This is a genomic window from Flavobacterium gossypii (assembly GCF_014138495.1).
Classification (GTDB): domain Bacteria; phylum Bacteroidota; class Bacteroidia; order Flavobacteriales; family Flavobacteriaceae; genus Flavobacterium; species Flavobacterium endophyticum.
The window spans coordinates 210,086-223,288 of the sequence record NZ_JACJIS010000001.1 but is presented as its reverse complement, the minus strand read 5'-3'; the positions used below and the strand labels follow the sequence as shown (position 1 = coordinate 223,288).

Sequence of the window (13,203 nt, the reverse complement as noted above, 5' to 3'; positions counted from 1 at the left end):
ATTGGCATAATATTTTTATTAAATAACAACACATCAATACTACATCATTAACCGTTTTTAATGCCTCTTTAAATGTAGTGTCTTTTTTTATAAAACATTGTTATTCAGTTTTTTATTTTCTTTTTAAGTAAAAATGATGTATTCATGTAGTGACTTTCATAAGTTTACTACAACGTTGTAATTCGTTACTTTGGTATCACTAACTTTTAACAAAATATAAACAAATGAAAAACTTTATTTTCGGGGTATTCGTACTTCTTTTTTTTCAGGGACATCTCCATGCCCAGGATATAAAAGGTAAGGTACTGGATGAAAATGGAATTCCGCTCCCAGGAGTTAACATTTTAAGTTCTACATCAAGTTCGGTTTCAGATTTTGATGGAAATTTTTCAATCAATGCTAAAGAAGGCGAGCCCATTACCTTTACATTTTTGGGTTACGTAAGCCAGACAGTAAATGCGGCGGCTAACATGAGCGTGTCCATGAAAGTGGCAAGTACAGAACTTTCAGAAGTGGTGGTCGTAGGTTACGGTACGCAGAAAAAGACAGACCTGACCAGTGCTATTTCTACAATCAAATCAGACCAGATTTCAAAGCAGCCGGCATACAACGCCTTGCAATCTATACAAGGTAAGGCCGCGGGTGTAAACATCATAGCAAATGATGCACCTGGTGCTACACCAACAATTATCATCAGAGGTCTAGGAACTGCGGAATCAGGAAGATCGCCAATGTTTGTGGTAGACGGTGTTATCACAGGAAGCATTGCCAATTTGAATCCAAACGACATTGAGTCTTTTGATATCATGAAAGATGCAGCTTCTTCTGCAATTTACGGATCGAATGCTGCCAACGGAGTCGTATTTATTACAACTAAAAAAGGAAAACAAGGAAAGACTACTATTAAGGTAAATTCTTTCTATGGAGCAAAATCGACATTGAACCCTGTAAAAATGGCCAATTCAAGCCAATACGTTACTTTCTTTAATGAAAAACAAGCGGCGATTGGTTCTCCAGACAGACTTAACCTTAACCAGCCATACAACACGGATTGGTATGATGAATTGACAGGTGTAAGCTTTTCACAAAGCAATGATATCTCTTTTTCTGGAGGATCAGAAAATGCAACTTACTACTTCAGCTTCAATAACTATACTGAAGACGGACTTTTAGAAGGACATGAAGCTTCTAGAAATACGTTGAGATCTAGTAATACACTTAAAGCGATTGATGGAAAATTAAAAATCACTCAGAATTTCAGTGCTTCTTTCTCAAAATCGACTCCTAAACCGTACGGTTCTTTTACTGAAGCTTACAAGCAAGCTCCGGTTGTTCCAGTTTACTATCCTGATGGAAGATTTGCACAAAGCTTCTGGAATAGAACTACAGGAGAAGTAGGGTATATCATAGGGCCTGGAGAAACAGGAGGAAGATTGAATTCGATTGGTAACCCAGTTGCAAATGCTTTCTACCAAAATGAAAAAAACAAAATGGTTGAGCTTCAAGGATTGATTCAAGCTGACTATACTATTGTAGAAGGACTTACGGCTACTTCTAGATTTGGAGCTACTAAGTCGTATTCAAAAACAAGAATTTTCAACGACGTTAGAGGCAGATGGCTTACAGCAGATCCAATCCGAACTAGTGCTCAATTTGCGGCGAATGCTGCATCAAATCCAGGTGTTGTGGACTGGGCTAACAACTCTCTTTCTTATAAAGATGTTGAAAGCTTCCGATACAACTGGGATACTTACTTGACTTTCAACAAATCATTTGGAAAGCATAACCTTAATGCTACGGCAGGTGTGACTCAAGAAAGAAAGAATGATATTTATGAGTCGTACATGCAAGGATTCAACGTTCCTGAACAAGAACAATATTGGAACATCAACTTAGCTTCTGCTGATTACAGAAAAGTAGCGAATCAATTCTACTCAACTCCAACACAAGTATTGTCTTATTTTGGAAGATTGCAGTATAATTTCGACGAGAGATACTATATCTCTGGAACAATCAGAAGAGACGGTAACAGTATCTTCAAGCAAAATTCAAAATACTGGGGTACTTTCCCTTCTGTAAGCGCAGGATGGGTATTGACTAACGAAAGCTTCTTAAGCGATGTGAAAAATCTAGATTTCCTTAAGCTTAGAGTAGGATATGGTGAAGTAGGAAATGCGAACGTTCCTTTTAACGCAACAACAATCAATACTTCTCCTGGAACAGATGGTGGCGCAGGTATTAACAATAACAACTACGTATTTGGACCTAACCAAGACTTGGTTTTTGGTGCCAGTTCAGGAACTCCAGTAACCGACTTAACTTGGGAGGTTACTAAAGAGATCAATGCAGGTCTTGACTTCGAATTGCTTGACAGAAGATTATCAGGAAGCTTTGACTACTACAACAGGCTGAACACAAATGCAATCCTTAACATAACGCCATTATTAAACTCTCCAAACGAACTTAATTATTTTGATCACGGAGGAGAAGTTAGAAATGAAGGATATGAGCTAGCGCTTAACTGGAAAGATAATATTTCAGATGATTTCTCTTATAGCATCGGAGTAAATTATGCTAGAAATAAAAACACGCTTGAAAGTGTTAAGCCAGCTTATGACGGAATGACAGGAGGAAGCCTTGGTGACGGACAAATCACAAAAAGAATCCAAGAAGGACAGCCTTTATATTCTTGGTGGTTGCTAGAAGCTGACGGCGTTTGGCAGACTCAAGCCGAAATTGATGCTAATCCACACATCGGATCGCCAGCACCTGGGCACTTACGCTACAAAGATCAAAACAACGATGGTGTGATTGACGATAGAGATAAAAAATTCTTCGGTTCATACATTCCAAAATTCAGCTACGGTATCAACATCAACTTGATGTACAAAAACTTCGATTTATCTGTAGATGGATTCGGAGTAGGCGGAAACAAAGTTTATAACGGACTAAAAGGAAAACGCATCGATGGTGGTGAAAATATCGCAGAAGATACTTTCAACGGTCGTTGGACAGGTCCAGGATCAACAAACACAAATCCTGGTGCAAATAGAGACGCGCTATCTTCAAGCTACTTCCTAGAAGACGGTGACTACTTTAGAATCAACAACATTACGTTAGGATATACTTTCAAAGACATGTTTAAGATTTCTAGACTTAGAATTTACGGAACGGCACAAAATCCTTTCCTATTTACTAAATATTCAGGATTCACTCCAGAACTTAACAACAGTGGTGTTCCTAGAGAAACTGCAGGAATTGAAGTAGATGCCTATCCAAATATCAAGACATTCATTTTTGGTGTAAACATTGAATTTTAAGAAAAAATACTATGAAAATAAATTATAAAAAAATAGCTTGCCTCACTTTTGCTTTTGCTGTATTAGTGGGATGTGACGATTTCCTTGATGTTGATTCAAGAGAAAACGTGACAGAAGAGGATAGCAACCAGAACTTTGAGCCGGTGCAGTTTGTCAACGGTATCTACGGGATGATGACCAGCTGGGATTATGCTTTCTCGTATTTAGGAATTACTGAAATTATTTCAGACAATGCCGATAAAGGCAGCTCGCCTGGAGATCCAGGAGGAGATAAAGGATTGCTTGACGGACTTACATTCACGGCTACGGCAGGTTCTGTCGAAGCCATGTGGACAAACTGGTACAAAGCGATCGGACGTGCTTCTTACTCAATAAATTATACCGAAAATTACGGACTTACTGATGTTGCTTACAAAAACAGGCTTATTGGTGAAGCTAAATTTCTTAGAGCGTACCACTACTTTTTCTTGGTAAGAGCTTTCGGTGACGTGCCTTTGCAACATGTCGATTTGATCGTAAGAGCTCCAAAAGACCAAGTTTATGATTTTATTGAGCAAGACTTGCTTGAAGCGATTCAAGTATTGCCAGAGAAAAGCGAATATGCGCCAGCCGATTTAGGAAGAGCAACCAAAGGTGCTGCAAAAGCCTTATTAGCTAAAGTATACCTTTATCAAAAAGACTGGCAGAACGCCTATGAATATGCTGATGAAGTAATCACTTCTGGAGAATACGGTCTTGAGCCTGATTATGCACAAATTTGGAGAGCCAATACAGAGAACGGTGTAGAGTCCATTTTTGAAGTTCAAGCTCGTGGTGTCGCATTAGCGCATGGTGTTCAGCAATATTCTGAAACACAAGGAGCTAGAGGCCCAAGCGGCTGGGGTTGGGGATTCAATACGCCATCTCAAAACCTTTTAGACGCTTTTAATGCCGAAGGCGATGTGATTAGAAGAGATGCGACAATCATTTTCAGAGGAGAAACCTTGTATGATGGACGTGAAGTAAGTAATGCTGTAGAAAACCCGATGTATAATGAAAAAGCTTACTCTAGCGCAAATGCAGGCGCAGGAGACGGCGATAAAAACATCAGAGTATTGAGACTTGCAGAAATATATTTGATTCGCGCAGAAGCCGCTAATGAATTAAATAACCAAGATGTAGCCTTGTCTTCATTGAAAGAAGTTCGTGATAGAGTAAACTTAGGCGAAATCACCACAAGAGACCAAGCTTTGTTGAGAACCCTTATCTGGAAAGAAAGAAGACTAGAATTGGCTTTCGAACACGACAGATGGTTTGACTTAGTAAGGACTGGCCAAGCGGCACAAGCTATGCAAGCAAACGGCAAGCCGTTCGAAGTTGGAAAACACGAATTATTTCCAATACCAAACGCTCAATTAATACAAACACCAGCGATGGGACAAAACCTGAATTGGTAATTTAAACCCGATTAATGAAATACCTTCTTTTCATATTTTTAATAATTACAAGTTGTGGTTCAAACGAATCGTCTCCAAAAGGAGACGATTCGCCCACACCTTCAACTCCAACACCATTAACCGATGAGCAATTGGTTGATGTAGTGGAAAAACAAACGTTCAAATACTTTTGGGATTTTGCAGAGCCGAATTCAAAGCTCGCAAGAGAAAGATACCATCCTGATGGCAATTACCCAGAAAACGATTCCAATGTCGTAACAACTGGAGGTTCAGGTTTTGGCCTGATGTCTATCATTGCGGCAACTTCAAGAAATTATGTTTCCAGAAGCGAAGCAGTATCTCGATTAAATACCATTGCTGATTTTCTTGCCAATGCCGACAGATTCCATGGAGCTTGGCCTCACTGGATGGACGGCAATACAGGTCGTGTCAAGCCTTTCGGACAAAAAGATAACGGCGGCGATTTAGTGGAAACTGCATTTTTGTGCCAAGGTATTATCTGCGTTCGTGAATTTTTCAAAAACGGTTCCGAAGAAGAAAAAGCATTGGCCCAAAAATTTGACACCCTATGGAAAGGTGTGGATTGGAATTGGTACAGAAATAATCAAAATGTCTTGTATTGGCATTGGTCGCCTGACTATGCTTGGGAAATGAATTTTCCTTTAGAAGGCTACAACGAATGCCTGATTACGTATGTGCTTGCCAGTGCTTCGCCAACACATTCGATAGCGCCAACGGCCTACCATCAAGGTTGGGCAAGAAACGGAGGTATCGTATCTGCAGCGACAAAATACGGAATTCCTTTATTGCTGAAACACAACGGTGCCGAGCAGGCTGGAGGCCCTTTATTTTGGGCACACTATTCGTATTTAGGATTAGATCCTACGCAATTGACAGACCAATATGCAAATTATTGGAATGTGAATGTAAACCACACTAAAATTAATTACCAGCACTGTGTTGAAAATGCTGGAAATTTTGCAGGATACGGCCCTAATTATTGGGGACTGACAGCATCGTATTCTAGAAATCCAAACGGAAGTATAGGATATAATGCGCACATGCCAAGCAATGATATAGGAGTTATTTCTCCGACAGCCGCTATAAGCTCGATCGTGTATACTCCGGCAGAATCATTGGCCGCAATGCGAAATTTTTATGAAAATTATAGCGGACAGCTATGGGGTCCGGCAGGTTTTTATGATGCCCACAGCAAACATTACAATTGGATGGCAAACAGATACCTTGCAATTGATCAAGGGCCTATTGTCGTTATGCTTGAAAATTACCGCTCAGGCTTGCTCTGGAATCTATTCATGAATGCTCCAGAAGTACGCCAAGGCTTATTAAATCTTGGATTTCATTCCGGAAAATACGGATTTTAAAAGATGAGAATAAAGTTAGCTTTATTAGGTTTATTGGTTTCCGGTAGTTCTTTTGCGCAGAAAGACATTACCGGAACCATTACAACCGAAATTATTCAAAAGAATAAATTGAACTATGCATTGCATATTCCGAAAAATACAAAAGAAAAGAAACCGCTGCTCGTTTTTCTGCACGGTTCTGGAGAAAGAGGCTCAGATATTGAAAAAGTAAAAGTACACGGCCCTTTTAAATATTTAAAAAATAATGAATTAGAGAGTTACGTTCTTGCGCCTCAATGCCCTGAAAACGAATATTGGGATGCAGAAGTCTTATATAAATTGATACAAAAAGTCCAAAAAGAAAACAATATCGATTCGAGCCGTATCTATCTCACCGGTTTGAGCATGGGGGCTTGGGGAGCATGGAACTTGGCATTTTTGCATCCAGAAATGTTTGCCGCTCTTGTTCCTATTGCCGGTTTTGTGGATAGAGTTCCGATGATGGAAAATTGCAAGATTCAAGACATACCAACGCGAATCTTTCATGGATTGGTAGATGATGTGGTCGATGTGAATTATTCAATCGCAATCTATAAAAAGCTAAAATCGTGCAGCAAAGATATCGAACTGACCATTTTTGACGATGCCAATCACGACAGCTGGACCAGAGTATACGACAACAAAGAAATTTATGAATGGATAATGAAACAGCATAAACAATAAACAAATTTCCCAAATAAATAGCATAATGAAATTCAAAGCAGTATTACTATTATTATTAGCAAGTTCCCTTACGGTAAACGCCCAAAAGGATAAGAAAAAAAGCCAGATCAAGCCAAGGAAAGAATTCATTTCTGAACTTATGGCCAAAATGACCATTGATGAAAAAATAGGACAGTTGGTTCAATTTACAGCCGATGGTACTATCACCGGACCTGTTTCTGGAGATAACTATATAGAGCAAATTAAAAAAGGTAATGTCGGTTCTATTTTGAACGCGACAACTGTTAAATATACGGCCGAGCTTCAAAAGATGAACCTTGAAAATTCAAGACTTAAAATTCCGTTGCTTTTTGGCTATGATGTCATCCATGGTTATAGAACTATTTTTCCGATAACTTTAGGAGAATCGGCTTCATGGGACTTAAAAGCGGTTGAGCTTTCAGCTAAAATTGCAGCGGCCGAAGCTGCAGCAGGAGGTGTCCACTGGACATTTGCTCCAATGGTGGATATCGCTCGTGACCCGCGTTGGGGAAGAGTTTCAGAAGGAGCTGGCGAAGATACGTACCTAGGTTCAAAATTAGCGTTTGCAAGAGTAAGAGGTTTTCAAGGAACCGACCTTTCTTTAAATAATACAATTTTAGCCTGTACGAAACACTTCGCTGCTTATGGAGCTGCAGAAGCCGGACGTGATTACAATACAGTAGATATGTCCGAAAGAGTGTTGAGAGAAACTTATCTGCCTCCATTTAAAGCAACAGTTGATGCTGGTGTTAGGACTTTCATGACATCATTCAATGAAATTTCTGGCGTTCCGGCTACAGGAAACAAATTTTTGGTCAACGGAATTCTTAAAGACGAATGGAAATTTGACGGTTTCGTAGTGACAGATTATACAGGAATGAACGAAATGATTCCACACGGATTCGCAAAAGATGAAAAGCATGCCGGAGAATTGGCATTAAACGCTGGTGTTGATATGGATATGGTGGGCGGCATCTATATGAAACAATTGAAAAAATCATTGTCAGAAGGGAAAGTTACTGAAGCCCAAATCAATGATGCCTGCCGTAGAATCTTGGAAGCTAAATACGATCTAGGTCTTTTTGAAGATCCATACAGATATAATGATGCAAAGAGAGAAAAAGAAGTTATCTACAAAAAAGAATACCTAGATGCTGCCTTGGATGTAGCCAACAAATCGTTAGTCTTGCTGAAAAATAACAACAATGTACTTCCGTTGAAAAAAGAACAAAAAGTAGCTTTTGTCGGACCTTTGGTAAGCGATGAGTTTAACATTATTGGTTCTTGGGCAGCTTCTGGCGATAGAAACGGATTTGCAGTGAGCGTTGAAGAAGGCGTAAACAAAATCATCACGGACAAGAGCAAAATCAGTTTTGCAAAAGGCGTAGAGATTGTTGATGCAAAAAGAGACATGATCCAGAATGCGATTAACAATGCTAAAAATGCAGATGTTATTGTTGCCGTGATGGGTGAATTCGAAAACATGAGCGGCGAAGCAGCTTCTCGTACTAATATTGATTTGCCAGGAATCCAAAAAGAATTTCTAGCAGAATTGAAAAAGTTAGGCAAACCAATCGTTTTGGTATTATTAAACGGAAGACCGCTGACCTTAGAATGGGAAGACAAAAATATGGATGCAATCCTAGAAGCTTGGTGGCCTGGAACAAGAGGTGGCGATGCCATTGCTCAAACACTTTATGGAATCAACAACCCAAGTGGCAAATTGCCAATGACTTTCCCTAGAAATGTGGGTCAGATTCCAATCTATTACAACCATAAAAATACTGGACGTCCTTATTTGGGAACAGCAGATAACGAGCAGAAATACAAATCCCGTTACATCGACGTAGACAATTCTCCTTTATACGAATTCGGATATGGCTTGAGCTATACAAAATTCAGCTATTCTAATTTTAAAGTATCTTCCAACCAAATCAATTTCAGCCAAAAATTAAAAGCTAGCGTTGAAGTAGCAAATACAGGAAATTATGATGGAGAAGAAGTAGTCCAATTATATATCCATGATAAAGTCGGTTCTGTGACTAGGCCAGTAAAAGAACTAAAAGGTTTCCAAAAAATCTTCTTGAAAAAAGGAGAAAAGAAAACTGTAGAATTTGAAATCTCTGCAGAAGACTTGAAATTTTACGGAATCGATATGCAATTTGCTGCAGAACCTGGCGACTTTGAAGTTTTTGTCGGAGGTACCTCTGCAACAACTATGAAATTAGAGTTTGAGTTAGTTAAATAATTTTTTTTGTGAGTTTTGAAATGGCCCTTTAGAGAAACCTAAAGGGCTTTTTTCTAAAAAATCAATTAGCTGCTTTTAGATAAATTATATAGTATGAAAAACACCCTTACCTTATGCCTTCTCCTTTTGGCTGGAATCCTAAACGCCCAGACAATTCAATCTCCTTCCAAAGAAATTTCGGTAGCATTTAAACTGACTGCCGAAGGAAAACCATCGTATTCAGTAACCTACAAAAACAAGCAAGTCGTAAATGAAAGCTTATTAGGAATTGCATTGAAAGATACCGAAGCTTTAGACACAGGATTCACCATCGCAAATACCGAAAATAAAAGTGTCAACGAAAGCTGGAAGCCCGTTCTTGGCGAGCAGTCGACAATCCAAAACAAATACAACCAAGCGACTTTTTCGCTGGTTCAAAGAGATACAGGAAGAAAATTAGATATTGTCTTTAAGGTTTATGACGAAGGCGTTGCCTTTCGATATGAATTCCCAAAACAAGAAAAACTCAACTATTTTATTATTTCTGATGAAAAGACAGAGTTTAATTTGACAGGCAATCACAAAGTTTTCTGGATTCCTGGCGATTACGACAGCCAAGAATATGTTTACAACGAGACAAAATTATCAGAAATTGACAATGACAAGCTAAATCTCAATAATGGTATTGCTGTCAAATCGATTGGAGGAAGATATGTCGTGCAGTCGCCATTGATGATGAAATCGGCTGACAATCTTTATCTCAATATTTTTGAAGCCGCTGTGGTCAATTATCCAGTCATGCACTTAGATGTTAATGTTGCCAATTACAAGATGAAATCACATTTGGTACCGAATGCTATCGGTGATAAAGCCTATCTTCAAACGCCGGCAGTTTCGCCTTGGAGAACGATTATGGTCAGCGATGACGCAAGAGATATTGTCAGTTCCAAAATGATTTTGAATCTGAACGAACCTTCAAAAATTGACGATACTTCTTGGATCAAACCGATGAAATACGTTGGTGTTTGGTGGGAAATGCACGTCGGCATCTCTACTTGGGATTTGAGCGGTACGCAAGATGCTTCGCAAAAGAGTGTTGGCAAAAAACCACACGGAGCCACTACTGAAAACACAAAAAGATACATCGATTTTGCAGCAAAGCATGGTTTTGATGGCGTTTTGGTCGAAGGCTGGAATATAGGCTGGGAAGACTGGTTCGGGAATTGGAAAGAAGAAGTGTTTGACTTTACGACGCCTTATCCAGATTTTAATATTCAAGAAATCAGCGATTATGCAAAGTCTAAAAACGTAAAAATGATTATGCACCACGAAACTTCAGGTTCTGTTGCTAATTACGAAAGACGCTTGGATAGAGCCTATAACGTTATGAAAAAATACGGCTATCCGGCGGTAAAAACAGGATATGTCGGAAAAATTATTCCAAGAGGAGAATTTCATGACGGACAGGCAATGGTAAATCATTTCAACTATGTACCGCAAAGAGCCGCGGAATATAAGGTTATGGTCAACTCTCACGAATCTTCTCGACCGACAGGCGTAAGTAGGACATGGCCGAATTATATCGCAGCAGAAGCAGCAAGAGGTAATGAATTCAACGGTTGGAGTGTCGGAAATCCGCCTGTACATGAAACTATTCTTCCTTTTACGAGATTATTAGGAGGTCCGATGGATTATACACCTGGAGTTTTCGAAATCAAGATGAGTCATTACGATCCGAATAAAAAAGAGCAGGTCCATACGACTTTAGTTAAGCAATTAGCATTGTACATAACGATGTATTCTCCGTTGCAGATGGCTTCCGATTTGCCGCAAAATTATGAGAAGTATTCCGATGCTTTTCAGTTCATCAAAGACGTGGCCTTAGATTGGGACGAAAGCAAATACCTTGAAGCTGAACCTGGAGATTACTTAACCATTGCCAGAAAAGCAAAAGGAACCGAAAATTGGTTTGTTGGAGCCATTACAGATGAAAATCCTAGGAATACGACAATTTCGCTTGATTTCTTAATGCCAGGAAAAAAATACAAGGCAACCATTTATCAAGATGGAAAGACAGCCCATTGGGAGAAAAACCCGATCAATTACGAAATCAAGACTATCGAAGTTACCTCAAAAAGCAAGCTGAAACTGAATTTAGCTGCAGGCGGAGGAACAGCCATCAGTATTTTTCCAGCAAAATAAGCCAGACATAAAATCAGTACGATGAATTTTTTTAAAAAACGAAACCTGCAAAATACATTCAAAACCATTGCGATAGGAGCTTTGCTGCTTTCCTTTGGAGAAAGTTTTTCGCAACAAAAAACATATTGCAATCCGATAAATGTAGATTACGGCTATTGCCCGATTCCTAATTTTGTAACCCAAGGAAAACACCGAGCAACAGCTGATCCGGTAATCACTAATTTCAAGGGAGAATATTTTTTGTTTTCTACGAACCAATGGGGCTATTGGCATAGCGCCGATATGCTTGATTGGAAATTCATTCCAAGAAAATTCCTCCGTCCGGAACATAAAGTGTATGACGAGCTCTGTGCGCCGTCTTTGTCTTTTGTCAATGATACGTTGTTGGTAATCGGTTCGACGCATACCAAAGAATTTCCAATCTGGATGAGCAAGAATCCAAAAGTAGATGATTGGAAAGAACTGGTACATAAATCAGAAGCTGGTGCTTGGGACCCGCAGATTTTCTGGGATAAAGAAAAAGACGAAGTCTATATGTATTACGGTTCTAGCAATTTATATCCTTTATACGGAATGAAACTGAACCGCAAGACCTTCCAGCCCGAAGGTGAGCGTATTCCTGTTTTAGCCTTAAATGATGACGAGCACGGCTGGGAACGTTTTGGAGAATACAATGACAATACCTTTTTGCAACCTTTTACCGAAGGTGCTTTTATGACCAAACATAACAATAAGTATTATCTGCAATACGGTGCGCCTGGGACAGAATTTAGCGGTTATGCAGATGGAGTATACGTCAGTTCCAATCCTCTTGGGCCCTTTGAATACCAATCGCACAATCCGTTTTCGTACAAACCGGGCGGATTTGCAAGAGGAGCGGGGCATGGGGCAACTTATCAGGACACCAACAATGAGTACTGGCATGTTTCAACCATCGTAATTTCTACAAAAAATAATTTCGAAAGAAGAATCGGAATCTGGCCCGCAGGTTTTGATGAAGACGGAATCATGTACTCGAACACAGCCTACGGCGACTATCCAACGTACCTGCCATCGCAAAAAAAGAATCATTTGAATGAAAACTTTTCTGGCTGGATGCTTTTGAATTACAATAAGCCTGTCCAAGTTTCGTCAACTTTGGGCGGCTTCCAAGCTAATTTTGCGACAGATGAAGATATAAAGACCTATTGGTCGGCAAAAACTTCAAATAAAGGAGAATACCTGATTTCGGATTTAGGCGAAAAGTCTACAATCAATGCCATCCAGATTAATTATGCAGATCAGGATGTAGAATTGATGGGCAAGCCGGAAACGACCACAGGACACAAGTATATTATCTATTCGTCGAATGATAGAAAAAGCTGGAAAAAAGCTGTCGATAAAAGCAAAAATACCAAAGACGTGCCACACGATTATATCGAATTAGAAAAGCCAATTACGGCAAGATATCTAAAGCTAGAAAATATACAGATGCCGACGGGGAAATTTGCAATCAGCGGTTTTAGGGTTTTTGGAAAAGGCTCCGGTACAAAGCCAAATGCAGTGCAAAATTTCGCGCCTCTAAGAGCGGAAGCTAAGAAAAAGGGCGAGAGGAGAAACGTTTGGTTCAAATGGCAACAAGAACCAAATGCTGACGGATATGTAATCTATTTTGGAAAATCGCCTGAGAAATTATATGGTTCTATCATGGTCTATGGCAAAAATGAATATTATTTTAACGGATTGGATCGTTCGGATGCCTATTATTTCCAAATCGAAGCTTTTAATAATAACGGCATTGGACCAAAATCGGAGGTTAAAAAATCAGAATAGAAAAAAACGCGTAAAAAAGGTTTCGCAAACGTTGTATTTTGATTAAAAAACAGCTTAAGAAATCGTTTTCGTTAATAACTATCTTGTAATGTGTTGCT

General features: G+C 39.3%; 7 protein-coding genes. All 7 read left to right on the top strand.

The genetic code is table 11. From position 1 onward, the window contains the following. Positions 1 to 224 precede the first annotated feature (224 nt). The 7 genes from GGR22_RS01035 (at position 225) to GGR22_RS01005 (ending at position 13,105) form a co-directional block, all read left to right on the top strand. Positions 225 to 3,320: a SusC/RagA family TonB-linked outer membrane protein gene (locus tag GGR22_RS01035; RefSeq protein ID WP_121374552.1), complete on the top strand. Its 3,096-nt coding sequence runs from the start codon at positions 225 to 227 to the stop codon at positions 3,318 to 3,320. 11 nt (positions 3,321 to 3,331) lie between these two features. Continuing rightward, positions 3,332 to 4,756: a RagB/SusD family nutrient uptake outer membrane protein gene (locus tag GGR22_RS01030; RefSeq protein ID WP_121374551.1), complete on the top strand. Its 1,425-nt coding sequence runs from the start codon at positions 3,332 to 3,334 to the stop codon at positions 4,754 to 4,756. Positions 4,757 to 4,770: 14 nt separating this feature from the next. Next, a complete protein-coding gene (locus GGR22_RS01025) occupies positions 4,771 to 6,141 on the top strand; it encodes a glucoamylase family protein (RefSeq protein ID WP_182492222.1) in 1,371 nt (456 codons plus the stop codon). Between the two features lie 3 nt (positions 6,142 to 6,144). Beyond that, positions 6,145 to 6,843: a carboxylesterase family protein gene (locus GGR22_RS01020; protein ID WP_182492221.1), complete on the top strand. Its 699-nt coding sequence runs from the start codon at positions 6,145 to 6,147 to the stop codon at positions 6,841 to 6,843. 25 nt (positions 6,844 to 6,868) lie between these two features. Next, positions 6,869 to 9,112, top strand: a complete 2,244-nt coding sequence (locus tag GGR22_RS01015) for a glycoside hydrolase family 3 N-terminal domain-containing protein (RefSeq protein ID WP_182492220.1) — start codon at positions 6,869 to 6,871, stop codon at positions 9,110 to 9,112. Between the two features lie 93 nt (positions 9,113 to 9,205). Further along, a complete protein-coding gene (locus GGR22_RS01010; protein ID WP_182492219.1) occupies positions 9,206 to 11,293 on the top strand; it encodes a glycoside hydrolase family 97 protein in 2,088 nt (695 codons plus the stop codon). 21 nt (positions 11,294 to 11,314) lie between these two features. Further along, positions 11,315 to 13,105, top strand: coding sequence for a discoidin domain-containing protein (locus GGR22_RS01005; RefSeq protein WP_182492218.1), 1,791 nt, complete (start codon positions 11,315 to 11,317; stop codon positions 13,103 to 13,105). The last annotated feature ends 98 nt before the right edge of the window (positions 13,106 to 13,203 follow it).